General features: G+C 47.3%; 28 protein-coding genes and 1 other RNA gene. 17 read left to right on the top strand and 12 right to left on the bottom strand.

What is annotated here, in order from left to right; translation table 11 throughout:
• Positions 1–14: 14 nt before the first annotated feature.
• Both BBR47_RS11010 and BBR47_RS11015 read right to left on the bottom strand, forming a co-directional pair.
• On the bottom strand, positions 15–206 hold the full coding sequence (locus BBR47_RS11010) for a hypothetical protein (protein ID WP_041749367.1): 192 nt from the start codon (positions 204–206) through the stop codon (positions 15–17).
• 6 nt (positions 207–212) lie between these two features.
• A complete protein-coding gene (locus BBR47_RS11015; RefSeq protein ID WP_231850583.1) occupies positions 213–797 on the bottom strand; it encodes a hypothetical protein in 585 nt (194 codons plus the stop codon).
• Between the two features lie 56 nt (positions 798–853).
• Between BBR47_RS11015 and BBR47_RS11020 the strand changes: the two genes are divergently transcribed.
• Positions 854–1,174 carry a hypothetical protein gene (locus tag BBR47_RS11020; protein ID WP_041749369.1) on the top strand — a complete coding sequence of 107 codons (321 nt, stop codon included), beginning with the start codon at positions 854–856 and terminating at the stop codon, positions 1,172–1,174.
• Here the strand turns inward: BBR47_RS11020 and uvsE are convergent.
• The gene (gene uvsE, locus BBR47_RS11025) at positions 1,133–2,059 is read right to left on the bottom strand and encodes a UV DNA damage repair endonuclease UvsE (RefSeq protein WP_041749370.1); all 927 of its coding nucleotides are present in this window, start codon (positions 2,057–2,059) and stop codon (positions 1,133–1,135) included. The two genes, BBR47_RS11020 and uvsE, sit on opposite strands and share 42 nt — an antisense overlap.
• A gap of 190 nt (positions 2,060–2,249) precedes the next feature.
• On the opposite strand from uvsE, the gene BBR47_RS11030 reads away from it, so the two are divergent.
• From BBR47_RS11030 to BBR47_RS11035, 3 genes are all read left to right on the top strand, one after another.
• Positions 2,250–4,667, top strand: coding sequence for a bifunctional diguanylate cyclase/phosphodiesterase (locus tag BBR47_RS11030; RefSeq protein WP_012685848.1), 2,418 nt, complete (start codon positions 2,250–2,252; stop codon positions 4,665–4,667).
• A 145-nt stretch (positions 4,668–4,812) separates the two neighbouring features.
• Complete coding sequence (locus BBR47_RS31225; protein ID WP_012685849.1) at positions 4,813–4,956, top strand: hypothetical protein; 144 nt, start codon at positions 4,813–4,815, stop codon at positions 4,954–4,956.
• A gap of 4 nt (positions 4,957–4,960) precedes the next feature.
• Entirely contained in the window at positions 4,961–6,493 is a 1,533-nt protein-coding gene (locus tag BBR47_RS11035; protein ID WP_012685850.1) for an amino acid permease, read from the top strand.
• An 88-nt stretch (positions 6,494–6,581) separates the two neighbouring features.
• Here BBR47_RS11035 and BBR47_RS11040 read toward each other — a convergent pair whose 3' ends face one another.
• A complete protein-coding gene (locus BBR47_RS11040; RefSeq protein ID WP_162023108.1) occupies positions 6,582–7,448 on the bottom strand; it encodes an IS3 family transposase in 867 nt (288 codons plus the stop codon).
• Positions 7,415–7,744: a helix-turn-helix domain-containing protein gene (locus BBR47_RS11045; RefSeq protein WP_012685852.1), complete on the bottom strand. Its 330-nt coding sequence runs from the start codon at positions 7,742–7,744 to the stop codon at positions 7,415–7,417. The genes BBR47_RS11040 and BBR47_RS11045 overlap by 34 nt, the downstream gene beginning before the upstream one ends.
• A gap of 187 nt (positions 7,745–7,931) precedes the next feature.
• Here BBR47_RS11045 and BBR47_RS11050 point away from each other — a divergent pair, with 187 nt between their 5' ends.
• The 6 genes from BBR47_RS11050 (at position 7,932) to BBR47_RS11075 (ending at position 12,812) form a co-directional block, all read left to right on the top strand.
• Positions 7,932–8,390 (top strand): hypothetical protein, encoded by a 459-nt coding sequence (locus tag BBR47_RS11050; RefSeq protein WP_012685853.1) that lies wholly within the window; start codon positions 7,932–7,934, stop codon positions 8,388–8,390.
• A 276-nt stretch (positions 8,391–8,666) separates the two neighbouring features.
• Positions 8,667–9,842, top strand: coding sequence for an amidohydrolase (locus tag BBR47_RS11055; RefSeq protein WP_012685854.1), 1,176 nt, complete (start codon positions 8,667–8,669; stop codon positions 9,840–9,842).
• A 27-nt stretch (positions 9,843–9,869) separates the two neighbouring features.
• Entirely contained in the window at positions 9,870–10,700 is an 831-nt protein-coding gene (locus BBR47_RS11060; RefSeq protein ID WP_012685855.1) for a DUF3100 domain-containing protein, read from the top strand.
• Complete coding sequence (locus BBR47_RS11065) at positions 10,697–11,134, top strand: hypothetical protein (RefSeq protein WP_012685856.1); 438 nt, start codon at positions 10,697–10,699, stop codon at positions 11,132–11,134. The genes BBR47_RS11060 and BBR47_RS11065 overlap by 4 nt, the downstream gene beginning before the upstream one ends.
• A 93-nt stretch (positions 11,135–11,227) precedes the next feature.
• Positions 11,228–12,016, top strand: a complete 789-nt coding sequence (locus tag BBR47_RS11070) for an ABC transporter ATP-binding protein (RefSeq protein ID WP_012685857.1) — start codon at positions 11,228–11,230, stop codon at positions 12,014–12,016.
• Positions 12,017–12,122: 106 nt separating this feature from the next.
• A complete protein-coding gene (locus BBR47_RS11075) occupies positions 12,123–12,812 on the top strand; it encodes an MBL fold metallo-hydrolase (protein WP_012685858.1) in 690 nt (229 codons plus the stop codon).
• Positions 12,813–12,864: 52 nt separating this feature from the next.
• On the opposite strand, the gene BBR47_RS11080 is transcribed toward BBR47_RS11075, so the two are convergent.
• The 3 genes from BBR47_RS11080 to BBR47_RS11090 form a co-directional block, all read right to left on the bottom strand.
• Positions 12,865–13,515 carry a SurA N-terminal domain-containing protein gene (locus BBR47_RS11080; protein WP_041749371.1) on the bottom strand — a complete coding sequence of 217 codons (651 nt, stop codon included), beginning with the start codon at positions 13,513–13,515 and terminating at the stop codon, positions 12,865–12,867.
• 108 nt (positions 13,516–13,623) lie between these two features.
• Entirely contained in the window at positions 13,624–14,310 is a 687-nt protein-coding gene (locus BBR47_RS11085) for a tetratricopeptide repeat protein (protein WP_012685860.1), read from the bottom strand.
• Between the two features lie 80 nt (positions 14,311–14,390).
• A complete protein-coding gene (locus tag BBR47_RS11090; RefSeq protein WP_012685861.1) occupies positions 14,391–16,352 on the bottom strand; it encodes a beta-propeller domain-containing protein in 1,962 nt (653 codons plus the stop codon).
• 183 nt (positions 16,353–16,535) lie between these two features.
• Between BBR47_RS11090 and BBR47_RS11095 the strand changes: the two genes are divergently transcribed.
• The 5 genes from BBR47_RS11095 (at position 16,536) to BBR47_RS11115 (ending at position 21,830) form a co-directional block, all read left to right on the top strand.
• Positions 16,536–18,071: a fumarate hydratase gene (locus BBR47_RS11095; RefSeq protein WP_012685862.1), complete on the top strand. Its 1,536-nt coding sequence runs from the start codon at positions 16,536–16,538 to the stop codon at positions 18,069–18,071.
• A 166-nt stretch (positions 18,072–18,237) separates the two neighbouring features.
• Positions 18,238–19,458, top strand: a complete 1,221-nt coding sequence (locus tag BBR47_RS11100) for a metal-dependent hydrolase family protein (RefSeq protein WP_012685863.1) — start codon at positions 18,238–18,240, stop codon at positions 19,456–19,458.
• A gap of 150 nt (positions 19,459–19,608) precedes the next feature.
• Entirely contained in the window at positions 19,609–19,950 is a 342-nt protein-coding gene (locus BBR47_RS11105; RefSeq protein ID WP_012685864.1) for a LysM peptidoglycan-binding domain-containing protein, read from the top strand.
• A gap of 100 nt (positions 19,951–20,050) precedes the next feature.
• Complete coding sequence (locus BBR47_RS11110; RefSeq protein ID WP_007724315.1) at positions 20,051–20,239, top strand: hypothetical protein; 189 nt, start codon at positions 20,051–20,053, stop codon at positions 20,237–20,239.
• A 181-nt stretch (positions 20,240–20,420) separates the two neighbouring features.
• Positions 20,421–21,830, top strand: coding sequence for an MDR family MFS transporter (locus tag BBR47_RS11115; protein ID WP_050763826.1), 1,410 nt, complete (start codon positions 20,421–20,423; stop codon positions 21,828–21,830).
• Between the two features lie 2 nt (positions 21,831–21,832).
• Here the strand turns inward: BBR47_RS11115 and BBR47_RS11120 are convergent, their stop codons facing one another.
• The gene (locus BBR47_RS11120) at positions 21,833–22,087 is read right to left on the bottom strand and encodes an alpha/beta-type small acid-soluble spore protein (RefSeq protein ID WP_012685866.1); all 255 of its coding nucleotides are present in this window, start codon (positions 22,085–22,087) and stop codon (positions 21,833–21,835) included.
• A 31-nt stretch (positions 22,088–22,118) separates the two neighbouring features.
• Positions 22,119–23,234, bottom strand: coding sequence for a radical SAM/CxCxxxxC motif protein YfkAB (gene yfkAB, locus BBR47_RS11125; RefSeq protein ID WP_012685867.1), 1,116 nt, complete (start codon positions 23,232–23,234; stop codon positions 22,119–22,121).
• A 77-nt stretch (positions 23,235–23,311) separates the two neighbouring features.
• Here yfkAB and BBR47_RS11130 point away from each other — a divergent pair, with 77 nt between their 5' ends.
• Positions 23,312–23,995 carry a DUF1385 domain-containing protein gene (locus BBR47_RS11130; RefSeq protein ID WP_012685868.1) on the top strand — a complete coding sequence of 228 codons (684 nt, stop codon included), beginning with the start codon at positions 23,312–23,314 and terminating at the stop codon, positions 23,993–23,995.
• 94 nt (positions 23,996–24,089) lie between these two features.
• Here the strand turns inward: BBR47_RS11130 and BBR47_RS11135 are convergent, their stop codons facing one another.
• Positions 24,090–24,623, bottom strand: a complete 534-nt coding sequence (locus BBR47_RS11135) for a gamma carbonic anhydrase (protein ID WP_012685869.1) — start codon at positions 24,621–24,623, stop codon at positions 24,090–24,092.
• 13 nt (positions 24,624–24,636) lie between these two features.
• The gene (locus BBR47_RS11140; RefSeq protein WP_012685870.1) at positions 24,637–24,945 is read right to left on the bottom strand and encodes an iron-sulfur cluster biosynthesis family protein; all 309 of its coding nucleotides are present in this window, start codon (positions 24,943–24,945) and stop codon (positions 24,637–24,639) included.
• Between the two features lie 116 nt (positions 24,946–25,061).
• Here BBR47_RS11140 and rnpB point away from each other — a divergent pair.
• Positions 25,062–25,451: RNase P RNA component class B (gene rnpB, locus BBR47_RS29905), an RNA gene on the top strand.
• Positions 25,452–25,729: the final 278 nt, after the last annotated feature.

Here is a 25,729-nt window from a genome sequence, read left to right on the forward strand (position 1 = left end):
TACCATGTACTGTGTTAGTTCATCCGAAAGGACGTGTAGAATTCCGTGGAAAAGCGACGTAAGATGCCGCCTATGCCTACCGCACTCCCAAGGCGTCCTAAAGAAATGCCGAAACCGCCTTCTTCAGCGATGCCATTGCCCTCTCCATCGATGCCGTCACCTATCAAGCCTTCTCCTGAAAAGCCCAAGTCGGAAAGTCCAATCAATCCGAATCATTCTATTCCTGCGCGCCCAATGCCGCAAAAACCGATCATGCCTGCTCCCAATCTGGCTAACCCAAACGTACCAAACGTGATGCCGCCAAATCGGATACCAGCGAATCCGATGCCACCTAATAAACCTTCCAATCCAATGCCACCAAATCTCAAACCGAATCCAATGCCCATGCCACCGAACCGGATTCCGGCAAATCCGATGCCTAACGCTTCACCAAATGTAAGGCCAAATGAGAGCCCAAACATGAGGCCAAATGTCAGACCCAATGTGCGACCAAATGAGAGTCCAAACATGCGGCCAAATGTGCGACCGAATGAGAGTCCAAACATGAGACCAAATGTCAGACCGAACGTAAGGCCAAACGAAAGTCCAAACATGAGACCAAATGTCGGACCGAATGTAAGACCGAATGTCAGACCGAATGTCAGACCGAATGTCAGACCGAATGTGCGGCCGAATGAAAGTCCAAATATGATGCCAAATCTAAGACCGAATATCAGACCAAATATCAGACCGAATGTAAGGCCAAATGCTCGACCGAATGAAAACATAGGAAGGGAGCTGGAGTTGTACCTTTTCAAATTCCAGTTCCATATGGATCGGATGGATTATTTCCGCCACAAATGCGAGGAGCATCGTGAAAATCGCCGCAAATACATGGACTACCGCAAACATTACAAGCATCATGAACGAAGAATGCATCATTATCATGACCGTTGCCAATTATGGAATGACGGTAGCAGTTCATTTGGGCGAGGTTCATCATCTTCATCCTCGGGTGGCAGTAGCTCCTCCTCCGGATACCATTATCGACATAGACGGGATCATAGACGAGGACGTGGGTGTGACTGCGGATGTTCATTTTGAAGGGTATGAGGAAGGACGCCAGCTAATTAAGCGGCGTCCTTTTCCATACTCAATTCGTAAATGCTTCAACAGCGACTCCTTTTTTCTTTAACTCGCGTCTTAAAGTAAGGAGGGCATCATCTTTGTTTTTACATTCCAAGATGATGTCCACATTGTAATCCGCAAGCGCACTGACAAATGTAAGGAACGCCTCTGGATCAATATCGTCAGCATGAGCGCGAAAGTCATTTGCTGACTTAGGCGAGGACATGTGCATCTTCGGTGTGCGTTCTCCCCAGGTTTGAATAATTCGTGGAAGGTATTCCGTCCAATCCTCGCCATCAGAATGGCAGTTGTGGTGGTGAATATCGAGCACCATCGGCACACCGATCCGTTCGCACAGCTCCAGAACCTCGCGCATGGTAAAAGAAGTGTCATCGTTTTCCACGACTACACGACGTTTCACGTTTTCAGGAAGCTGCTCGAAGTTGGATGCAAAACGAGCAAGAGAAGAGGCTTTATCTTCGTATACCCCTCCCACATGTGTCACCAAGACGGAATTATCGTCAAGTCCCAGTAAATCAAACACTTTTGCATGGTAGGAAAAATCGGCAATGGTCGCTTCCAGCACAGAAGGCTTGTCACTGTTCAATATGCTGTAATGTCCGGGATGAGCTGTCAAACGAATGCCATGATTGCGGATATAATTCCCAGCCTTTTGGAAGTCCCATGCGAATTCCTTTGCCCAATCCCATTCAGCTGCTACCGGATGAGTAGCCAGTGGAACAAATTCAGAAGGAAGCCGATACAAAAAGATCTGATTTTCTACATTATAAGCAAGTAAATCCATTAAATTGAAAAAGTTTGCCTGCATAACTTGCCGCAGCTTTTTTAATCGAGCTGGGGGATCTAATTTATTTACTTGGGCAACCGTCGTTTTTTTGTTTGGATTGTTTTTCGTCTTTACACTGATGCAGGCATAGCCCATACGGATCAAGGAAATCTCCCTCCTTTGCAGCACCATTCCTTTGTAGTATCTCCAAAACGGGAACGTCGTCGACTTCTTGCCAGGGAATTATAAAACGGATAAGATGGGAGAATGTCACAGGCACGCCTACAACCTTTCCGTAAAAATGCAGACGTTCCTCGTGAGTAGACTTCGGTAAAGGTTTTTGAAGGAGAATGCAATGAATAGTCTTGACCAATCCTATAGTATGACTCTGTTTTTTCTCTCCTATTTTATTTCAGCAATGGCGTCATACACAGCATTAGATCTAGGCGCACGTCTCCATTATGCAAAAGGCAGGGGACGTGTGTTTTTGTTATGTGCTGGAGCCGTCTCCATGGGGCTTGGTATTTGGGCTATGTATTTTGTTGCCATGCTTGCTTTGCATCTGCCGATTGCTGTCGAGTATGATCACTTGATTGTATTTTTCTCGATTGTTTTGGCCGTGTTATCATCAGCGCTTACATTATGGATCGTGAGCGAGCAGTCCATGTCCAAGACGAGGGTGGTAAAAGGATCAGTTGTCATTGGAACTGGTATCGCAGGAATGCATTATACAGGGATGGCAGCGATGATGATGAACGCCGTTATTCTGTACGATTGGCTATGGTTTACTGTATCCATTTTCGTGGCGATCTTGTTTTCGATGGTTGCGTTGATTCTTACGTTTCAATTGCGTTCGGTGGACCCAGTAGAAGGTCTCTGGCGTAAAATTTTTGCAGGGCTGTTGATGGGGGCAAGCATTACCGGCATGCATTACACTGGAATGTACGCCACCACATTCGTCGCTCACGAGCACATGACAATCGCAGTGATCCCATATGATGATTCGGGGCTGATCGCTACCATGATTGGCATTGTCAGCGTGTTGATTCTAGTCGTGACCTTGGCTTCTGTATACGTGGACAAGCAATTCGCAGGGAAGACCTTGCGCGTTCTAGAAAGTGACCAGCGCTATAAATCGCTATTTGAGCACAATTACGACGGAGTAATCTTTTACTCGATCGATGGTACGCAAAGCGTCATGAATCCAGCGGCGATGCGATTGACAAAGGAGCAGAGCTTGCCACTCGAAAAATTAAAGACGATGTGTATTTCTACAGATGCCGAGCTCATATCGACCCATTTTACAAATGCCGTGCAAGGTGACGCGCGCAACTGCGATATTACCTTGACGACGCGCGAGGGCTGTCAGCTTCATCTGAATATGACTCATACCCCCGTATTTGTCGATCAGCAGATTACGGGTGTCTTTATGATTGTGAGAGACATTACCAATAAGAAGGAATACGAGGCAAAAATCAATTATCTCGCTTTTCACGATTCGTTGACGGGTTTGCCGAATCGCCGTTTTGTCGAACAGCAACTGGATCAGGTGATCATGGAGGCACAAAAAACAGATCAGCAAGTTTACGTGCTGTTTCTGGATCTCGACCATTTCAAACTGGTAAACGATTCCTTGGGGCATGATTTTGGTGACCTGTTACTTCAGGAAGCCTCCTTGCGTTTGCGGGAATGTGTAGGAAAAAAAGGAACGGTGTATAGGCTCGGCGGAGACGAATTCATGGTGATTCTGACAGATGTCACGGAAAGAGAAGTATCTTCCATGGCGAATGAAATCAACGAGACGATTGAACAGGCATTTTTTATCCATGGGCACGAGCTGTACATAACGACGAGTATCGGGATTTCTCGCTATCCAGAGGATGGGCAAGACAGAAGTGTCTTGATGCGGAACGCAGATGCGGCGATGTATGCAGCCAAAGACAAAGGGAAGAACAGCTTCCATCTGTACGTACCGAATCTGGAGCAAGCAGTGAATGACAAAATGAATATTCAAAATGAATTGAATCGCGCTTTGGCCAGGCAAGAATTTTTATTGCATTACCAGCCACAGGTAAGTGCCAAATCAGGCGCAATCGTTGGCGTAGAAGCACTGATTCGGTGGGATCATCCTGAACGAGGCTTACTGTTGCCAGACCAGTTCATCTCGGTAGCAGAAGAAACCGGGTTGATCGTACCGATTGGAGAATGGGTGCTGCGGACGGCCTGCAAGCAGAACAAGCAATGGCAAGATCAGGGACTCAAGCCGCTTCGGGTAGCCGTCAATCTATCTGCACGACAATTCCTCAAACAAGATTTTACCCAGATGATCGCTGAGATTCTGCACCAGACTAGGTTAGCACCGGAATACTTGGAGCTTGAAATCACAGAAAGCAGCATGATTGACGTCCACCGTGCCACACAGGCACTTAAGGAACTGAAGCAATTAGGCGTGCACGTTGCGATTGACGATTTTGGAACGGGCTACAGTTCTCTCTACTATCTGAAAGAATTCCCGTTGAATCGTTTGAAAATAGATCGCTCGTTTGTGCGCGACATGATCGAACAGCCTTCCAATCAGGCCATTGTGTCCACGATTATTTCCATGGCGCATCATTTGCAAATGCATGTGATCGCAGAAGGGGTCGAGACAAAGGAGGAGCTTGCGTTTTTGCAGGAGCATCTGTGTGAAGAAGTGCAAGGCTATTTATTTAGCAGACCGTTACCGAGTGAAGACGTAGCATTTTATTTGCAAGCCCAAAAAGGCGTTAGTTAAACAAGAGGAGCAGCTCTCACGAGTTGCTCTTTTGTTTTGCTTCTGCCAGCCGAATGAGGTGGTATAGCTGTCAAATTGGCACGTAAAATGTACTATTCCTGCTAACTTGTCTAGGAATTGCATCTAGGACGAAAGGAGGGAGAGAATGCTAGCTCTAGGTGTCATCTTATTGCTGTTTACCATTGGAGTTGCGATTGCCATTGGGTATCGGGCAAACGAAAGCGTCAGGCACTTTGATGAAAGCGCGCATGAAAGTTTTATCGGTTCCCAAGCAGAGAGGGAGGGATAACGAAATGCAGCAGGAAAAAGAACAGCAATTGCTCGAGGACAGGAGAGACCTGAACAAGTTTGGTTATGCGCAGGAATTACTGAGGGATATGGGTGGCTTTTCGAACTTTGCGATCTCATTTTCGATTATCTCTATTTTAACAGGTGCAGTATCCTTGTATGGGCACGGATTACTGTATGGCGGCTCTGGCATGATGGGCTTCGGATGGACCTTGGTCGCGCTATTCGTCATCCTGATAGCAGCATCGATGTCTGAGCTCGCATCTGCGATCCCTACAGCCGGAGCATTGTATCATTGGGCAGCTATTTTAGGCAGCAAACGGTGGGGCTGGTACACAGCGTGGATCAATCTCATCGGCCAAATCGGGATTGTCGCAGGTATTGACTATTCGTTCTCTTTGTTTGCGGACCCGCTGCTCGCGAGTGCGTTTGGCTATACCTCAACGGAAACGACTACGTTAATCCTGTTCGGGATTACACTCCTTTTGCACGGTACGTTTAACCACATTGGAATTCGACTCGTTGCCCGGTTAAATGATTTCTCTGCTTGGTACCATATAGGCGTCGTCGTCATACTCGTCGGAAGTCTCGTTTTTTTCTCCCGTAATGATCTGCAACCGCTTGATTACCTCTTCCAAGTCGGTCAAACCTTTTCAGACAAACCGTACGCGATTGCTTTTTTGATTGGGTTGTTACAGGCGCAGTGGACATTTACTGGGTATGATGCATCGGCGCATACGATTGAAGAAACGATTAATCCACGGGTTCGTGCTGCTTGGGGGATTTATACGTCTGTGGCCTTTTCCTTTATTTTTGGATTTATCATGCTTGCTTTTGTCACTTTATCCATCAAAAACGCAGCGGCTGCCAGTGAAGCGGAAAATGCATTTATTTATGTGATTAGCGAAGCATTAGGTGGCACATTTGGTTCCGTTGTGCTGTGGCTCGTCACCTTTGCGATGTGGTTCTGTGGCTTGGCATCGATTACTTCCTTTTCGCGAATGTTGTATGCGTTTTCGCGTGACAAAGGAATGCCGTGGAGCCATCAGTGGGCAGAAATTTCGACCAAATACCGAACGCCGGCAAAAGCAATTTGGCTGGTTATCATTCTTTCCTTTGCGCTTGCCTTGTTCGATTACATCGTGAAAAGCATCAATCCGAACACGTCGTATACGACCTTGGCATTTTTGACTGCGGTAAGTGTCGTTGGGTTATATGTCGCTTACGGGATTCCGTTGTACCTCAAGCTCCGGGCGGAATCCCGGGGACTTTTTCAGCGGAAGCATTACGGTCCTTGGCATCTGGGGAACTGGAGTAAACCCATTAATGTGTTGAGCCTGATTTGGATCGTCTTCATCTCGATAATGATGGTGATTCCGCCGAATCAAACAGCTGGGTATGCCTTGATCGCCATGTTTTTGGTGCTTCTAATCATGGATTTGGCTTATTACCGGAAGCATTTCAGGGGCCCGCAAGCTGCGCTGGGCAATTCAGAGGAAGACATAAAACGTCAGGAAGCAAAATTTCGTGACTCCTAATGGAAAAGAAGATCTGGCTCACGGAATGTGAAGGGCCACCCTTATGTCAGTTGGTCAAGACCCCATTTAGTGGACATTGAAATAAGCCCTAGGCTATAAGCTGGCGTCGGTATTCAACCGGCGTCAGCTTATTTAGTTTTCGTTGTGCTCTTTTCTCGTTATAAAAGAGAATAAATTCTTCTATTCGCCTTTGTGCTTCCTCTATACTTCGGATATCATAGGGATAGAGTGCTTCAACTTTCAGATGCGAAAAAAAGCTCTCCATAGAGGCGTTGTCATAACAATTGCCTCGGCGTGACATGCTGATTTGGGCTCCAACCTTTGGCAGCATGTCGTGGTAAGCATGGGACGTGTACTGGTACCCTTGATCGCTGTGAACGATCAATCCAGCCACGTCTTTTTGTTTTTCAAATGCTTTCTTGAAGGTTTCTAACACAAGTGGATTATCGTTACGCTGGCTTAGATGATAAGCGACAATCTCATTGTTCCATAGATCTTTTATAGCAGATAAGTAAATCCGATGGTCAAATACCCGAAACTGTGTGACATCCGTTACCCACTTTTGATTAGGCCCTTCCGCAGTGAAATTCCGTTGCAGCAAATTTTCCGTGATTCTGCCATCCGACACAGCCGTTTCATAACTGGTACGGTGGATGTATTTACGACGGATGATTGCCTGCATGCCTAGCTCCTGCATGAGACGTAGCACTTTCTTGTGATTTACTTTCAGGTTATATTGGCGGTATAACTCGTCCTGGACACGACGATAGCCAACCGTCTTGTCCCGTTCTTCATAAATGCTTCTGATTTTGCGTTTGAGATGTTCGTCGGGATCATTGTCCTTGCGTTTCACATACGCATAGTAACCGCTTCGGCTTATACCTAAACAAGCGCACAGTTCTTGAACGCTTCGTTTGTCCCTTAGCTCGTCAACGACGATGTGCTTGTTTTGCAACCCTCCCGATTCAAGATTTGTAACCACTTTTTTAAGACATCTACCTCCAGTTGTAGACGCCGAATTTCCCGGTCCTGCTCCGTTTCAACCCGATAAGGATTTCCACGCCCGTCCTTGAATGATGCATCTCCATTTTCACGATACTTTCTCATCCAAGTTCTGACGCGGTATTTATCCTGGACCCCTAGGTGTTCTGCAATCTTTCTGTAGCTCCATCCTTCTTCCACGTGCAAGCGAACCGCTTCTACCTTGAGTGTTTCTGGATAATGTTTACATTTGTGTCCTTTCACTGCCATGACGAAAAGCACCCCCTAGAATTACATCGGATTAACCTAGGGGTTTTTTCCAATGTCTATTCTAAGGGGTGCACTTCAAGTATTGGCATAGGGGTTTTTTTCGTGAAGGACGGTTTTGCATAACGAATGGCAGAGGACGAAAAGCTATCAGTAGGAAGGAAATAGCAATACAGATGGGAGGTAGGCGATGAAAAGGATGAGATGGCTGCTACTAACAATGGGAATCGTGCTGATGGCTCAAGCAACGAGCTTGGTTCCACAGGTGAGTGGGTATGACAAATATGTGCGAGAAGGAAACTCCTCGAATCGGTATGAAGTCGCGGGTATTACAAATGCAGGCGCATTCGAAGCCTTTTTTGAAAAACTTCAAGAAGCGGTCAAAAATAGTGACAAGACAGAAGTAGCCAAGCATGTCAGGTATCCTCTGCGAGTGAACAAAGACGGAAAAAGTCAGTTTATCCGAGATGAACAGCAATTTTTGGAAGAGTACAATCGAATCATGACTGAGAAGGTAAAGGAAGCGTTTTTACAGCAAAAGGTAACCGACACGTTTGTTAATGATCAAGGTGTGATGGTAGGGAATGGAGAAATCTGGCTGGGGCAATTTTCGAATCGCTTTGTCGTTTTTGCAATAAATGTGGAATAGGACAAGAGCTTTTCTCTAGAAAAGCTCCCACTCTAGTAGCATAAATCTTTTTATTGTTACAAATAGTATATTTAACATGGACATTATCGGTGGAAAATTCTAAAATAACAAATAAATAGACAGCTACAAATGTGGATTCGACAGCCTTGTCCTCGTGGAATGGACATTTGTTATTTTCATCGTTCCGTGATAGAATTCACAAAACGATATTTTTTTTAGCTAAACTTAACTGACTCGGGAAATGTTGAGGGATAAGGCAAAAAGAGGAGTGATTGTGTGAGTTTGGAAACGAAGAAATGGGCGGATGAAGTAGCTGAGCAGGTAATCTCATGGCGACGATATCTCCATCAGCATCCAGAATTGTCGTTTGAAGAGGAAAAGACGTCTCAATTTATTTACGAAACGTTGGAATCTTTCGGGAATTTGGAGCTTTCGCGGCCAACCAAAACGAGCGTGGTCGCTCGACTGATCGGATCACAGCCAGGAAAAGTTCTTGGCATTCGCGCTGACATTGATGCTCTCCCGATCCATGAAGAAAATGATGTGCCATATGCATCAGGAAAAGCTGGCGTGATGCACGCGTGCGGACATGACGGTCATACAGCGATGCTGTTGGGAGCCGCAAAAATTTTGTCCCAGTACAAGGATCAAATCAAAGGTGAGGTTCGGTTCTTCTTCCAGCATGCCGAGGAGCTGCCGCCGGGTGGGGCTGCTGAAATCGTAAGAGCTGGTGCAGCGGACGGACTGGATTCGATCATCGGTATTCATTTGGCATCGTACATGCCTGTAGGGAAATTTGGTGTACTTTATGGGGCACTTACTTCATCGACAGATCGCTTCGATATCAAGATTCAAGGAAAAGGTGGACACTCCTCGCAACCGGAGGCATCCGTTGACCCGATCGTCATTGGGGCACAGGTTATTACTGGCCTACAACAAATTGTATCCCGCAACGTCAGTGCGTTGGACAAGGTCGTTATTTCGGTGACGATGCTGAATGCAGGGACAGCTTATAACATCATCCCAGATTCGATGACGCTGACGGGCTCCACACGCTGCTTCGATGCACAGATTCGCCAAAATATTCCGATGTGGATTGAACGAATTGTCAAAGGAATTACCGAAGCGCATGGAGCAAGTTATGAATTCACGTTCTCGCACGGCTACACATCCGTTGTCAACGACAAGCAGGTGACGAAGCTGATGGAGGATACGATCCGCGAGCGTTGGGGAGAAGAAGAGATTATTTACATTGATCCTTTGATGCCGGGTGAAGATTTCTCTGAGTATTTGAAAAAAGCTCCTGGCTGTTTTATTCAATTGGGTGCTGGCAATCCGGACAAAGGCTTCACGTATCCGCACCATCATCCTCGCTTTGATTTTGATGAGGATGCAATGGTACGCGGCGTGGAATTGTTTGTTCGGGCAGCTCAAAAAGTTGTCATGGAGTAGAGCGAGATAGAATGAGGGGGATGTTGTATGGCAGAGGCACGCGTCAATGAGTACAAGCTGCATTTTCTCGTACTTATTCTCGTCGCATTGACAGAATTTATCGGGACAAAAAAAATCAGTATTGGCATCGGGGTTATCGCTCTGTTTCCGATGCTTTACGCGCTCGTTTTAGGCGGGGCAATCAGTTGGCCTAAGTTTAAATTCTTGAGTGAAAAAGAAATGAACGTCGCAGCCAATATTTTGGGTGTTTCGTTTTTGATCTTTATTGCGAAGCTGGGAGCCAATATCGGTCCTGAGCTGCCTAAGCTGCTCGGCTCTGGTGTATCCTTGGTTGTACAAGAGATGGGACACATTGTAGGGACAATTGCACTTGGTCTGCCCATCGCATTGTGGCTGGGTCTGAAGCGTGAAGCAATTGGGGCGACTTATTCTCTTGACCGCGAACCAAACTTGGCGATCATTGTAGAAAAGTTTGGAGGAAACTCTGCCGAAGCTCGCGGCGCGCTGGGCGTCTATATTTGCGGAACCTTGTTTGGTGCCATTTATATGTCGATTCTTGCAAGTATTTTAGGAAGCAGCGGGTTGTTTCACCCGATTTCACTGGCGATGGGAGCCGCAGTTGGTTCTGGTAGTATGATGGCAGCAGCTACAGGCTCATTGGCTGTTATTTTCCCGGAAGCGCAAAAAGACATTGCCTTTTATTCCGGAGCGGCAAATTTGATGATGAGTATCGTCGGAACGTACGTATGTATCTTCTTCTCCTTGCCGGTTACACAAAAGCTGTACGCATGGCTTGAGCCTATCATTGGACGTAAAAGCGCTTCTTCTGCAGCAGAAGGGGGGAGAAAAAGCGCATGAATCAAATCTTGACGATTTTTATCATCGGCTTCATTGCTCTCATCGGTAACTGGATCGGTTATAAAGTACCAATCATGGATTCTTTGCCAGGTATTTTGCTCTTGGCGGTCATTACGCTGATTGGAATGGGCTTCACGCGCATCCTGCCGTTCAAATCTCCCGTCATTGTATGGATTTCTTTGTTTGCGATGCTTGCGACATCCCCGTTTTTCCCAGGGAATGAATATACGGCTGCTGCGATTGCCAAGATCAATCTGCTCGCATTGGCCACACCGATTCTCGCCTATGCAGGTCTGTCACTCGGAAAAGATGTTCATCTATTCAAACAGCTTAGCTGGCGTATCGTAGTCGTGTCTCTCGTCGTCTTTACTGGCACGTTCCTCTTCGCTACGTTGTTTGCGGAGATTGTCTTCAAGATTCAAGGTAAATTTTAACGAAACTGTTTTTGGGTTAGGGCCTCCGTGTGCTTCCATATGCCATGGAGGTTCTTTTCACATAAAACTGTGAGAGTCAGGAGTGGAGAGAGTATGGTCATTGATGTAAGAAAGGTTACCTGGCAAAGAGATGAAACAACCATTCTGCGAGACATTGCCTGGCAAGTACAAGACAAGGAGCATTGGTGTTTAGTCGGGTTAAATGGCTCTGGTAAAACCAGTCTGTTGAAAATCATTTGTGGTTATGTATGGCCGACAAAGGGGGAGGTCAGTGTATTAGGCAACCTTTATGGAACCGTCGACTTGCGCGAGGTGCGTAAATCAATCGGCTGGGTAAGCACAGCGTTGATGGCACAGCTTCATGAGCATGAAACTGCACTCCGTGTCGTCTTGAGTGGACGGGAGGCAACCATCGGCTTGTATTCCGTTCCTGAAGAGGCGGACGTAGAGAAAGCGTCGGATTTACTCGATACATTTGGATGCCGTGCACTGAAAAACAGACCTTTTGCGGCTTTATCGCAAGGGGAGAGACAAAAAGTACTGATTGCTCGCGCATTGATGGCTTCCCCTCGCTTACTCATCCTAGACGAGCCTTGCACTGGGCTGGACCTCCTATCAAGAGAACAGCTGTTGGCCATGATTGAACAAATCGCCAAGCAGCCTAACGGACCCACTCTCATTTATGTCACCCATCACATCGAAGAAATTTTGCCTTGCTTCACGCATACTTTGCTGCTAAAAGCGGGGGAAGTTGACCAGGCTGGAAAAACCGATGAGGTCCTAACGGCGGAACGTCTGACAAGCTTTTTCGGCGTACCTGTTCACATTCAACGTTCGCAAGGAAGATCTTGGGTCAGCTTAGGGGAAGAGGCGACCGTGTGATTGTGTAGTGTGTTGGATAAGTTTGGGCACGAGTCAGCACGGTTGTGCATGATTGTGTATAATAACAATAAGAAATTGTATCTGGGAGGAGAGGAGAGATGGAGGCATGAACAATGTGATTGCACCAATCACAGACTCCACCTGGGCGATCATCACCTATGAGGAAGCGTGGAATAGCTACGTGAACAGCTATGTGATCAAACAAGGGAATGCCTTTGTATTGATTGATTCTCACCAGCGCAAGCAACGCTCATTTTTTCAACAGGCGTTGGAAGAGATCGGGGTCAAGCCAGATCGAATGGAATATGTCTACTTCACTCATCGACATGCTGATCATATTGGAAATGCCGATATGTTCCCTTCTCGTAACAATTGGATTCACCTCGACGATTATTACGAACTGGATGATTTTTCACAGACGCTATTCGGCCATACGTTTACAGGTAGTGGGGGGGATCTGCCGTCCCTGCGTTTCCGACAGCTTTCTTTTCATACAGAAGGCTCCGTTGCCTTCTTTGATCCCCAGTCGAAAATATGCTTTGTTGGCGATCATTTATGCTTTGAAAACACAGAACTCGGCCAAATCGTTGGCGGAGAAGTGGACTGCCGGGCAGCTTATCAAGAACAATTGAAGCAATGGGTAGCACGTGAACCAGAGCGAGCGGCGGAGTTTACGGGGGGCTTGGAGATTTTGCAGGATTGGCCCATTGAGTATTTAGCTACTGGTCATGGCCCCATTCTTCATGGCGAAATCAAGGAGTTTTTGCAAGAGCTGATTGCGATTGCTCGTCCGTAACAAAAAAAGACTTGTGTGCCGCGCATTGACGGCTCGCACAAGTCTTTTTGCATTACTTGCTGGAAGGTGTTGTTTCTTCTTCTTCACCCACTTGTTTTTCGCTTTCTAAATCTTTATCCATGATTTGGACGTTATGCTTTTTATACAATTCTTCGATCCATTTATCCATATTATTTCGTTTGTTTCTGGATTTTACTTTTTCGATTACTTTCGGGCGAGCTTCTTCAAATGTTCCCTCGAACTTATCTTTGTTTTTCTCATAGTATTCTTTGATTTGCTCTTCGGTAATCGGGTTATCCTTCTCGAACAGCTTGTCCCGCAGCATAACAGCGCGCACGCCTTCACGGAGCTCTTGCTCAGTCATTTGCTTATCCTTCAAATACTGTTGGAATCTTTCAGGTGATCCCAATTTTTCTTTGACTGGGTTCACACGTGCATCGAGTTCTTGATCGGTTACAGTAATTCCTCGTGCAGCGCCTTCCTGTTTGTACAGCTCCAAGGTGATGATATCAGCCATGACACGCTTACCAGCATCTTTTTTCAATTTGTCGTACATTTGCTCTTGCGTAATTGTCACATTACCGATTTTGGCAACAGGGTTATCCGCAGAGAATGCAGAATCTTTTCCAGGTGTACAGCCCGCTACAGCGAGACCGAGTACAAGTGCTGAGGCAGCAAGTATAGATACATTGAATTTTTTCATGAAAAATACCTCACTTTCTTGATAGTAATACGACTGTGCATAGAGCAGCGTTACGGGAAGCGGAAAATAAAAACCGCACACATAAAGCAATGTGCGGTCGTCAATCGATTAGCTGGCTTGTGTAGAGGCTTTTTTCCACTCTTCCAAGCGTTTTTCCAGTACGGAGTGATTCAGATGCACAAGACTAGCTGATTTGTCCATCAATTGTTTCAGATAGGAAAGGGCTCGCTCATAATTTCCTTTGGCAGCTTCAATCTCTGCCAAGCAAAAGAGCTTCCAGTCCTTTGCCGAGCGTTTGCTTGCGATCAGCTGGTAAGCTTCTATCGCACTCTCCACTTCACCCAAGCGGGCATGCGAGCAGGCAATAAGTGCTAAGGAATCAGTCATTCCCTGATCACGCTGGTAAATACGAAACGCCACTTCCAATGATTCGTTGTATCGTTCGGAGGAATAGTAAACGATCGCCAGGTTGTAAAACAAGTAGTGAATCATCGCTTGATTGAATAACGTTGGTCGTTCCTTGCAGACGTTGATTCCTTGAACGATATATTTTTCGGCCATTTCATAATTGCCAAGCATGATCTCATGGGTTGATTTATCCAGCATAGCGACAGCACGGGAACGGTTCTTCCGATAGGAAGCCTCCAGCCAGCGCAATCGAATATTCAAACGGCGTTTGAACAGATTGGCCATGTACTGAAAGCGGAAGGGCCAGTGCAGGCGAATAAACATAACCAACAGCACAGCCGCAATCCCTGCCAGCGTTGATGTCAAATTAAAACTCAAATACTCCACTTAGTGACACCCTCTCTATATACGCTGCATCTATTAACCCATCTTAGCACAGAACCTGTCCGCATGACAGAGCATTACCGCTATTTCGCCAATGGCAAGATATTCTCTTTTTTAGATGCAGAGAGCTGCTGCGTTTTGACGTAATCGTCTGAAACGGTATAGAGTGTGTCGCCAATCGTGAGTATCCGCTTAATGTTACTGGAGCTGTCGTACCAGCCTTCGCCTGCTTTCGCAACATCTTCCTTCGAGAGATGGGTGATCTGATCTCTCAGCTGAAACCCTTTTTGTAGATCAAGCTGATATACGTAGGCACCTTGGAAAGTAAAGTGGCCATACTCGCGCATATCGTTTTTGGCTTTTTGTTCAGCCGTGCGTTCGTGGACGGATACAGGAAAGGCGAGCAGATTTTTTTCTTTGGAGAACAGCAGCGCCTTGTGATTGCGCAACAGCTCGGAATCCGTTCCTCTGTCCCCGATCACAGTCTTGAACTTTTCCTTCGGTTTCGTTACATCACTGACATCAAAGAGGGCAATTTTCATCCCTTGGTAGTACGCCCAGTCTTTATCTGATTCTGCGTCTTTGCCAAAACCAATGATATGGTTTTCATCATACGGGTGTAAATAGTCGCTGTAACCTGGAATTTTCAGGGCACCTAGTACGCTTGGTGCAGAAGGCTTCTTCAGATCGAGAACGAACAGCGGGTCGACTTTTTTGAAGGTGACCATGTAGGCACGATCTCCCATGAAACGGACCGAATATATACGTTCTCCTGGAGCGATGCCTTCCAGCTTCCCAAATACCTCAAGTTTATTGTTCAGCACATACAAGTTGTTTTTGGACGTAAGCTCATCGTCCCGCCACATGTTCCCGCTCGTGGTGGCGATTCGGAAATAACCGTCGTTTTCATCCATGGAAAACTGGTTCAGAATGCGTCCAGGCACCGACCCTTTTCCTGTAAATCGAATGTCACCCTTATTCATGGCAAATCGATAAATGGTTGTATCTGACTCAAGGGGAGGGGCAATCAAAGGAGCTGTCACTCCTTTTTGCTTAACGGCTACTGGCTGGGCATTGTTCTGCGTGACGGCTACATACAGATTTTTGGTGGATGCATAGATGTTCTCACCAGCACCAAGGTACGTATTCAGTGACATCTTTTGTTTCGAATCATCCAGATTCACGCCAGTGACGATCAAATACTCTGGACGAAAGTGATCCGGGAAGTAACGAATCTCGCTGTAGGGAATGGTTTGGTATTGGTTATGATGGGCGCTGTCTTTATATGTTGGGCCTGGCACTTCTGCTTTCTCTTGCATGATACGATACGCATCCATGTAATGGTTGGCTGTCACGTACAAGCTCGCGCCGATTTTGCGGGACGACATGTACTGGCCTTCCAGCTCCAGTTGACGAATGAGCCGCGGTTGTTTTTTGTCCGTAATATCGTAGATCATGGTTTTCACGGACTGCATGCTTTGGAAACGGGGGATGCCTCTTTTGGAAGCGATACCAGGAGGATAGGAGATGTTCTCATCCGCTTGCCCGATAACGATGAGTCTGCGATCGTCTACGTACATTTCTTGTGGTACGAATTTTCCATTGTCATAGCTGATACGGCTTGCGACCTTCATCTCGGTTGCTGGATACGCTTTAATGATGCGCACTTCATTTTGCGTGGATTGATAAAGATAAGTTCCGTCTGATTTGACGATATCTGCTTCATCGACGCCTTGCACTTGTGTGTTCGTTGTGGAAAAATCACCGCGAGCAGCGCCGCCGGAAGTGTCCGCTACTTTGTTGGCTGTGCTAGGTGCGGCTACTGGCATAGCGGCAGTCGTTTCCAAGATGCCGTAATGATAGCTATCCAAGTCAGATGATTGGATGAGCTTTTTTAGCTCCGCATAGGAATCGACTACTGGCAACTCTTCTGTAGTTGCTGCGGCTTGAACGGTTGGCTCCGCAATTGTACCTGTCGTGAACAGGAAGGGTATAGAGGCCACCACCATCACGGAGGCGAGAAGCCCGGTAAATGTTCTTTTCATTATTAATCCCCCTCATATCTGCTTCTTGCCAAAATTTGCTGTCGGTAATAAGACGACGCACGTTTACGGAATGTTTCACACACTCTTTGGGCAGCAATCTACGGACAGGTGGGGGAGCGTGTGCTATAATAATAGGCGGTTTATGCTACCATTTACACCACTACGTCAAAAGGGGCGTCATAGATGGAAAACTTGAAGAAAAGCATTCTGGAACTCATCACGGATACTTCTACGAATCTACCACCAGACGTGCGTCGTGCCGTCAATGCAGCTAAAGTGAAAGAGGATCTTGGTACACGTGCAGCGCTGTCTTTGTCTACAATTGCGCAAAACGTCGTCATGGCAGAAGAAAATGTTTCTCCGATCTGCCAAGATACGGGGATGCCTACATTCGAAGTGAAAACTCCGGTTGGAGTCAACCAGTTGATTATTAAACAAGCAATCAAAGAAATGATTGCAGAAGCAACCAAAACGGGTAAGCTGCGTTCCAACTCCGTAGATTCCTTGACAGGTACAAACACAGGGGACAATCTCGGACCAGGTACTCCTGTCATTCACTTTGAGCAATGGGAAGAGAATGAAATCGAAATCAAGCTGATTCTCAAAGGCGGCGGCTGTGAGAACAAAAACATCCAGTACTCCCTGCCTTGTGAGCTTGAAGGCCTGGGCAAAGTGGGCCGCAACCTGGATGGTATTCGCAAGTGCATTCTGCATGCGGTATATCAAGCGCAAGGACAAGGCTGTAGTGCCGGCTTCATCGGCGTAGGAATCGGTGGCGATCGCACCTCCGGCTATGCACTGGCGAAGCATCAATTGTTCCGCAAAGTGGACGATGTGAATCCAATTGCTGATCTGGCTGCTTTGGAAGACTACATCATGGAAACAGCGAACCAACTCGGAATCGGAACCATGGGCTTTGGTGGTAACTCGACTCTCTTGGGCTGTAAAATCAGCGTGGAAAACCGCCTGCCAGCGAGCTTTTTCGTATCCGTTGCGTACAACTGCTGGGCATTCCGCCGTCAAGGTGTTCGCCTGAATCCGGAGACTGGCGAAATCCTCCATTACCTCTATAAAGACGAAGAAGTGGCGATGGACTTGTCCCCTGTAGCAGCTACGGACGATGCGGGCGAGAAGCGCAGAGAGGTTGTTCTGCAAGCGCCAATCTCTGAAGAACAAATCCGCAGCCTGCGAGTGGGCGATGTGGTCATTATCAATGGTGAAATGCACACAGGACGCGACGCCCTGCATAGCTACCTGATGGATCATGACTGTCCAGTGGACTTGAACGGTGGCATCATCTACCACTGCGGTCCAGTCATGCTGAAGGACGAAGCAGGCGAGTGGCATGTAAAAGCGGCTGGCCCGACTACCTCCATTCGCGAGGAACCATACCAAGGCGAAATCATCAAGAAATTTGGAATCCGTGCCGTTATCGGAAAAGGTGGAATGGGTGCGAAAACCCTGAAAGCATTGAACGAGCATGGCGCTGTGTACTTAAATGCGATTGGTGGAGCGGCTCAGTATTATGCAGAATGCTTGGAAAAAGTAGAAGGTGTCGACTTCATGGAATTCGGTATTCCAGAAGCGATGTGGCATCTGCGCGTAAAAGGCTTCGCAGCAATCGTCACCATGGATTCCCATGGCAACAGCTTGCACGCGGATGTGGAAAAGTCTTCCGCGGAGAAATTGGCTCAGTTTGCTGCACCTGTATTTAAATAAGGAATGTAACACGAAAGCCTCTGGCGCACTTCACGTGCTGCCGGAGGCTTTTTTTTTCAAACTAGACGAAAGAGGAGAAGGAAATAGTCGGATAGATGATGAACTTTCGAGGAACTAGCCACGATTGCGGACAGATGGATTTTCATTTTTGACAGGGGGGACAGAAATGAAATGGTTGATTGCTGATCGCGTCATTATCGGAGATGGAGAGCATGTAATCAAACAAGGCGCTGTCGGGATTGATGAGCGTGGAAAGATTGTAGCAGTGGGGACAGAATCGGAGCTTACGGATTCCATATCGGGAGGAGAGGTAAAGCGGTACAGCGGATGCTCCATTTTGCCAGGCTTGATCGATTTACATGTTCACATCGGGTATTGGTGGAGCAAACCAGACTCCGCTGAGTATCGCAACAACGACGGACTCGTGGCTTTACTGGCGACAGCGAATTTGAAAGAGGCACTTTCCTTGGGGGTTACGACGATCCGTGATGTGGCAGCACCGGATGGATTGTGCAGTACGCTGAAGCTGGCAGCCAAGAAGGGCTTCATTGTTTCCCCTCGTCTTTTTCATGTAAACCAAGGGATTATTATGACCGGGGGGCACGGCTGGCAATTAGAGAGTGCCCTGCGAGAAGCAAATGGTCCGTGGGACGTGCGGACAGCCGTACGTGAACAAGTAAGAGCAGGAGCAGACTGGATCAAGCTCATGACGAGCCATCGTACACCAACGCCGGAGTTCACACAAGAGGAGCTGGATGCGGCGGTTGATGAATCTCATCGCTTGGGACGAAAATGCTGTGTACATGCCTCGCTCCAACCGGCGATCCAGATGGCGATTGATGCGGGATTTGATACGATCGAGCATGCGACGTTTATGACCGTTGAACAAGCAGAGCAGATGAAAGAAAAAGGACTGGTATGGGTACCGACTATGGTTACCTTCTTCCAGATTGCTGATTATTACAAGCATATTTGGAATGAGCAGCAACAGGCGAATCAAGGCAGCTTGAGCGAAGAGATTATCGAGCAGGGAGCCTTTTTCATCGAATCGGAAAAGGCGTATCGCGAGAACTTCGTACAATTGATGAATACAGGCGTAAAAATCGCTACGGGTACGGATATCGTATTGGAAGGCTATCCAATTACGCCTGTGGCAGAGGAAATCAAGCTGATGGTGGAGCTGGGGATGGAGCCAATTCGGGCGATCCAGGCTGCTACTCAAAACGCAGCTGAGGTGCTGGACCAAGGAAGTAAGATTGGGACGTTAGCGCCAGGTTATTTTGCAGATTTGCTTGTGGTAAAAGGTGATCCATTACAAGAGATAGAGGGATTGAAGCAAGTAGAAGAAGTGTTTCTTGAGGGTGTTTCTGTCTATTCAAAGTGTTGATGGGACTGAGCCTTGCTCTTTCAGGTTTGTAACGGCGTTTGTACTGGGTGTTTGACTATTTTCAGACAAAATGGGTATTGGTTTATTGCGCGTGTACCAGGGCGGGCATAGGTTAATAGCGAATGATCACAGAAAAAAGGAGTGAGATTCGTGAACTATGTAGTCCGTTCGGGAGATACGCTAAACAGCATTGCGGCTCGATTTGGTGTATCCGTTCAGGAATTGATCCGTGTGAATAATGTCGCCTATCCCTACTACATTTACGTTGGTCAAAATTTGTACATCCCAATTACGCCGACACCAGCTCCTGGTGGGGATGTCGAGCGTCGTCTGAATCGACTGGAGAATCGAGTAGATGCGCTGCGTGAAGACTTTCGCAGGCTGGATAATCGAGTAGATCGGTTGGAGAACCGTGTCACTCGTCTGGAGCGGGCCACTACGCCGACACAACCTCCGCGCCCGCGTCCGACCGCTACGCCTCGTCCACGCTAAGCAGCTGGATAGAGGGCCAAATAATTTTCCACATTTGGCAATTTCCTCTTCGCTTGATCCTGCATAAAGTAATACGAGAGGATTAAGAGGAGGTGCGGCCATGCTAGGGTTAAATGGAAAAAACGTCCGACACCATTTCATGGGCGTCTATGGAAAAGTGGTGCAGATTCGGGAACTGGTGGATGTGATCGACCAAGTTTTTGACTCTGTAAACAAAGTGGGCGACATAGGTAAGGCGATGCTTGGACCTCGTAAGGCAAGTGCCAAAAAGCTCGACAAGCTGAGATGAATGGCAAAACAAAAAAACCGCGTCCGTAATGGAGGCGGTTTTTATTTATAATTCATTCGTGATTCCTAGGGGCAGACTCTATCATCAGAATAACTCATCGGAAAGAAAAAGTCTAGTCTTTTTCTAAAAATTCCCTTATATTTTTGGAGCTGTTATCAACTACTTCAAAAAGGGGAGTGCGATGGAGATGGAAAAGGAAAAGCGTCGCGTAGGCTTAGTCACGTGTGGAGTGCTGATGGGATTAGTCTTGTCAGCGTTGGATCAGACGATTGTCTCAACAGCCATGCCGACAATTACGAAAGAGCTGGGAGGTCTATCTCTTTATAGCTGGGTGTTCGCGATTTATATGCTCACATCGACCACGAGCATGCCCATTTATGGGAAAATGGCGGACTTGTTTGGAGCGAGAAAAATGTATTTGATCGGGTTGTTTGTGTTTCTTTTAGGATCTCTCCTGTGCGGCATGGCGAATTCCATGACGGGTCTTATTGCAGCGAGAGGTGTTCAAGGCTTGGGAGCTGGGGCATTAATGCCGGTTGCATTCATCATTGTGGGTGAACTGTATCCACCCGAAAAGAGAGGCAAATTTCAAGGACTTTTCGGAGCTGTCTTTGCCATGACGAGTATATTCGGTCCCTCGTTGGGAGGAATGATCGTGGAGCATCTGCCATGGGGATGGATCTTCTTTATCAACCTTCCTATTGGTATTGTTGCCTTTTTGATCATTGCGCTAGCCTTTCGTGATCAGCGGCACTACGATAAGAAGTCAGTCATCGACTGGTACGGGGCGATTAGCTTGAGTGCAGCCATCATTCTCATCCTGCTGTCCCTTGTCATGGAGGGGAGGGAATACAAGATCGGATTAGGGGGAGCAGGTACCTTATTTCTCGGCTTGTTCATCTGGATTGAAACCAAAGCAAAGGAGCCCCTGCTTCCGCTCTCCCTATTTCGCATTCCGGCCATTGGATATGGCAATCTCGCAGGATTCTTTGTGAGTGCCGCTTTGTTCGGTGCAATCGCATATGTCCCTCTGTTCGTCCAAGGGGTACGCGGTGCGAGTCCCTCAGAGGCTGGATTCCTTTTAGTCCCACTCATGCTGTCCGCAGCGATTTCTTCGACGATTGGGGGAAGATGGATGGCAAAAGCTTCATTTCGGGCGATTCTGATTCCCAGCCTACTCATCATGGCGACAGGCTTCTTCCTTTTAAGCACCATGGATGGAGAGACAACGAACGCACAGCTCGTTATCTACATGATTGTCACAGGTCTAGGCATGGGGGCAATCTATCCGGCACTCGGTACAGCAGCACACAGCGCTGTCAAACCGGAAGATCGGGGTGTTGCCATGTCGACATCGCAATTATTTCGTTCCATTGGGGGGACGATTGGAGTGAGTGTGTTTGGGAGCATCGTAGAATGGCGGATGCGGGCAGGACTGGTGTTTAGTGAAGCTTTGCACGACGTCTTTATCACTGGTCTGATTCTGATTGGAATCAGTTTGATAGCCAGTGTCCGACTTGGCAATACTCGATTACTCGACAAAGAACCCCGCCATTCGCATTCAACAAATAGCGGGGTTCCCAAACAATAGAATTACGGTTTTTTATTCATACCTTCCATTGCCATCCGAACCATCTCTTTGACCATACTGCCGCCTAAGCGTCCTCCGATTCGACCGGCATCGTGAGAGGTTAACTGTCCATTGTAGCCAGGCTGCAATGGGACATGAATTTCTTCTGCGACCTCGAATTTGGCCTGCGCAGGATCAGCAACGTGTGCAACCTGCGCTTTTAGGGCGTCCAGCCCTTTTCTCGCCTCGGGAACGAGAGGGCGTTTGCGTCTGCTCATGGTAGATCACCTCACGCCCTAGTGTGCCCAATTAGACGAATGCTTTTCGCAGAGTAAAATCAGTCTCCTGATAGTAAGTATTAGCAACGAGCAGGTTCGGTCCTGCACATCCAGCAGCAGGGCAGAAGCAATTGATCTTCTGATTCAGCGTGTGTTCTTGCCATTTTTCAAACATCGACTTGAGCTGATCGGTTTGAATATTGCCCAATGGCTCTACATCCCCGAAATCGGTCACGATGACATCACCGGTGAAAATGTTGATGTTTAGACGATTCCGACCATCTGGATCATTGCGAGTCGTCACATTTTTCGCAGAGCGCAGTCTGCTGATCAATTCCCTGTCTGCTGCTTCAGAACTACAAGCAAAAAACGGAAGCGTCCCGAAAAGCATCCACAAATCTTCATTACGTACATCGAGCATCCGATGTATGGCTTGACGGAGCTCATCGAGCGAAAGGACATCCAGATCACGGGCAAAATCACTCGCATACATCGGGTGTACCTCATGTCGCTTGCTGCCCATCTCCTGAATTTGACGGTGGAGAGTATCGAGCTTTGTCCATGTGCGGTGATTCAGCATCGTTTCGGCTGAGACAAATACACCTGCTTCCGAGAGCTTGCGTGCATTTTCTATCATCTCATGAAATTGTGCTTCCGCTCTTTTCATTGAAACCGGCTGCCGTGCTTTTGCGTAAACAATATCATGGAATTCTTCGGGAGTAGACCAGTTCCATGAAATATGCATAACATCGATGTAAGGCAGGATCAACTCATACCGAGAAAACGGCATGGACATGTTGGAGTTGATTTGCGTCCGCAGCCCACGATCTGCTGCATATTGTAGAATAGGTGCGATCACAGTTTTCACGGTGCGCTCGCTGTACATCGGTTCTCCGCCTGTTATACTGAGAGTAAGCAGATCTTTTGCTTCATCGAGACGACGGAGTATGAGATCAACAGGAAGAGCGGGATCGTCTTTGTATCGCAATGTATCACCAACCGCGCAATGCTCACAGCGGAGATTGCACAGATTCGTTACAGTAAACTCGACGCTGGTAAGTTTATAGGCGGGGGGTGTCGCATTGAACAACGGCTCCCATGGATCGTGTAAAGGTGTTAATGGTGTAGTTGGAACCATGCGGATCAATTGTGAAACCTCCTTCATTCTGCGTACAACTCAACCTATTATAACGACATTAGGGCGGAAGGAGAATAGCTAACGAGATGATTATGGGGATGTCTTTTGGACGTGGTGTGCTTTTTCATGATCGAAATGTGCTGGCTTGCGCGGAAGTAAAAGACGGCGTGATTCATATGTGGGCAGAAAAAATCACATTGAAAACGATAGGGAAGCTCTGGTATCGAATATTTTTCTCCTTTCCTTGGTACTATCAATTGTTTCATCTCCTGCTTGCTGGTTATGTACTGGTAGCGATCGTGAAGCCTGACTGGGCCATCCTCGATCCGATGTGGGTAGCTGTATACATCGCAGGCTTTCACTTCGTTTTTCCGAAAAAGATGAAAAAATTTCACGGTGCAGAACATAAAGTGTTTAGCTATGGAGGGAAGAAGTCACTAGGAGCACTGAATGAGATTCAACGGGCAAATATTGTGAATGACGGTTGCTCGACGAATCTGGTCGTGTGGTTTTTTACAGGATTCATCTTGTCTGTATTCTTTTTACCTTTAGAATGGAGCGTCGCATGCGGGGTAGCAGGACTGCTTGTTGGCATGCTCGGTGATCGCTACGTGCGTAAATATTTCGGTTTTCTTTACAAGCTGTCGGCTTTCTTTCAAAAATACAGCACGACCAAAGAACCGGATCAGCTTCATTTAGAGACAGCGATCCGCTCGTATATGCTATTTGAGCACATTCGTGAGGTAGATCGATTGCAGAATGCTTCGTAAGGAAAAAGCGGTGTTAATCGGCTTGGATCGCCAATCATAAAAAACAGGGAGGATAGAAGGTGCTTATGCGCCCTCGACCTCCCTTTTCTTTTTCCTACTCCCGTTCGAGCGGGCTTTCTTCCAGTTGGCGATACATCTTTCCTTTATCCACATACGATTGGCGAATGCGTACGAATTCTTTCAAGTCTGCCTCGTTGAGTTCACGTTTTACTTTTGCTGGGTTGCCGACAACAAGCGAGCGAGGTGGCACCTTCATGCCAGGAGGAACGAGTGCACCCGCAGCAACCATCGCTTCTTCTCCGATTTCTGCACGATCCAGCACGATCGCACCCATTCCAATCAATGCGCCGCGACGTACCACGCAGCTATGTAAAACGGCGTTATGTCCAACGGTCACCTCGTCTTCAAGGATCAGCGGGTTGTTCGGGCTTTGGTGCAGGGTGCTGTTGTCTTGGACACTGACGCGTTTTCCAATGACGGTCGGAGCGATGTCCCCGCGGATCACAGTGTTGTACCAAATAGAAGAATCCTCGCCGATTTCGACATTGCCAGAAACGACGGAGCCTTTTGCCAGGAAAACGGTAGGGTGAATCTTCGGTTTGATGTTTTCAAATGATAAGAGCAGCATAGTTACCTCCTAATCAATGAGTAAGCGAGCAATCTGTTTGCATCGGACGCGGATGGAAAATAGAGAAGCGGCCAGTTGCAGGGTCGCAGTCGATGACTGTCCCGGAGAGCTGGTCTATCTCATGTGTTTGATAAAAGAAACGAATTCCACTTATTTCTCGGGCGTGATCATGTTTGTCCGCTTCCGTAATGGCGATGCTATATGTATAGCTGCCACAACCCGTCGTAGTCGGGACGAGTCTGATTCCGAGCTGTTCTGCATCCGATTCTTCCGCGATCATTTGTGCAAGACGTACCGCCGCAATTGGAGTAATGGTTATCATCGTCATACCTCCTTGTAGCCATTTCTATTGTACTACAAATGGCCCTTCCAAATCCTGCTTGTTGACCATGTAGGAGGCATGTGATAGAGTAAATGTTACTGATTCTGATGTGCAGGAAATGTGGGTAGTCGCTGCCGCAATCGTTTCGACGATTGGCGGTAGAGGAAAGTCCAGGCTCGCCCAGGCTGAGATGCCTGGAGTGTTCGTACCTGGTGCAAGCCAGGGCAGTAAGGTGTTGAGCCTTGCTGACGGCGTGGAAAGGGCTCTCTCTGAGGCCCGAGTACGCTGAAAGTGCCACAGAAACGTAGCTTTTCTGGCGACAGAAAAGATGGAACGCGGTAAACCCTGCGAGCGAGAAACCCAAATTAGGTAGGGGAACCGTCCTGAAGGAATCAAACGGAAAGGACGGATGGTATCTTCGGATGCCATAGATAGATGGCTACCGCTCTTAGTGCGAGGGATTGCCCCGCTTGAAGCACGGGAGAGACAGAACCTGGCTTATAGCATTTCCTGCTGGAATGAAAACGTAAAACCACCTGAGATCTCAGGTGGTTTTTTTACGTTCTGCGAAATATCGTGAACCCGCTACCTATTCATGTTTGAGGAGCAGTGGAATGATTTACCCGAACAAGCTTTGAAACTTTTTCGGAAATCGTGTCGTCTAAAAAGAGCGTTCAGCCGAAGAAAACAGTTCTACTGTGGACTATTCCATCATTTCTTCAAATGGGAGAGTCTGCTGGAGAGAAAGAACTGATAAACGGTTACATTGATGGAGGGGTTTATT

The sequence above is a fragment of the Brevibacillus brevis NBRC 100599 genome (assembly GCF_000010165.1).
In the GTDB taxonomy this organism is placed as follows: Bacteria; Bacillota; Bacilli; order Brevibacillales; family Brevibacillaceae; genus Brevibacillus; species Brevibacillus brevis_D.

What these genes read in the sequence shown, in the direction of transcription:
- BBR47_RS11030 (WP_012685848.1), top strand. Translation starts at nt 2,250, where the DNA reads ATGAATAGTCTTGACCAATCCTATAGTATGACTCTGTTTTTTCTCTCC.
- BBR47_RS31225 (WP_012685849.1), top strand. Translation starts at nt 4,813, where the DNA reads ATGCTAGCTCTAGGTGTCATCTTATTGCTGTTTACCATTGGAGTTGCG.
- BBR47_RS11035 (WP_012685850.1), top strand. Translation starts at nt 4,961, where the DNA reads ATGCAGCAGGAAAAAGAACAGCAATTGCTCGAGGACAGGAGAGACCTG.
- BBR47_RS11045 (WP_012685852.1), bottom strand. Translation starts at nt 7,744, where the DNA reads ATGGCAGTGAAAGGACACAAATGTAAACATTATCCAGAAACACTCAAG.
- BBR47_RS11050 (WP_012685853.1), top strand. Translation starts at nt 7,932, where the DNA reads ATGAAAAGGATGAGATGGCTGCTACTAACAATGGGAATCGTGCTGATG.
- BBR47_RS11060 (WP_012685855.1), top strand. Translation starts at nt 9,870, where the DNA reads ATGGCAGAGGCACGCGTCAATGAGTACAAGCTGCATTTTCTCGTACTT.
- BBR47_RS11065 (WP_012685856.1), top strand. Translation starts at nt 10,697, where the DNA reads ATGAATCAAATCTTGACGATTTTTATCATCGGCTTCATTGCTCTCATC.
- BBR47_RS11070 (WP_012685857.1), top strand. Translation starts at nt 11,228, where the DNA reads ATGGTCATTGATGTAAGAAAGGTTACCTGGCAAAGAGATGAAACAACC.
- BBR47_RS11075 (WP_012685858.1), top strand. Translation starts at nt 12,123, where the DNA reads ATGAACAATGTGATTGCACCAATCACAGACTCCACCTGGGCGATCATC.
- BBR47_RS11080 (WP_041749371.1), bottom strand. Translation starts at nt 13,515, where the DNA reads ATGAAAAAATTCAATGTATCTATACTTGCTGCCTCAGCACTTGTACTC.
- BBR47_RS11090 (WP_012685861.1), bottom strand. Translation starts at nt 16,352, where the DNA reads ATGAAAAGAACATTTACCGGGCTTCTCGCCTCCGTGATGGTGGTGGCC.
- BBR47_RS11095 (WP_012685862.1), top strand. Translation starts at nt 16,536, where the DNA reads ATGGAAAACTTGAAGAAAAGCATTCTGGAACTCATCACGGATACTTCT.
- BBR47_RS11100 (WP_012685863.1), top strand. Translation starts at nt 18,238, where the DNA reads ATGAAATGGTTGATTGCTGATCGCGTCATTATCGGAGATGGAGAGCAT.
- BBR47_RS11110 (WP_007724315.1), top strand. Translation starts at nt 20,051, where the DNA reads ATGCTAGGGTTAAATGGAAAAAACGTCCGACACCATTTCATGGGCGTC.
- BBR47_RS11115 (WP_050763826.1), top strand. Translation starts at nt 20,421, where the DNA reads ATGGAGATGGAAAAGGAAAAGCGTCGCGTAGGCTTAGTCACGTGTGGA.
- BBR47_RS11120 (WP_012685866.1), bottom strand. Translation starts at nt 22,087, where the DNA reads ATGAGCAGACGCAAACGCCCTCTCGTTCCCGAGGCGAGAAAAGGGCTG.
- BBR47_RS11130 (WP_012685868.1), top strand. Translation starts at nt 23,312, where the DNA reads ATGATTATGGGGATGTCTTTTGGACGTGGTGTGCTTTTTCATGATCGA.
- BBR47_RS11135 (WP_012685869.1), bottom strand. Translation starts at nt 24,623, where the DNA reads ATGCTGCTCTTATCATTTGAAAACATCAAACCGAAGATTCACCCTACC.
- BBR47_RS11140 (WP_012685870.1), bottom strand. Translation starts at nt 24,945, where the DNA reads ATGATAACCATTACTCCAATTGCGGCGGTACGTCTTGCACAAATGATC.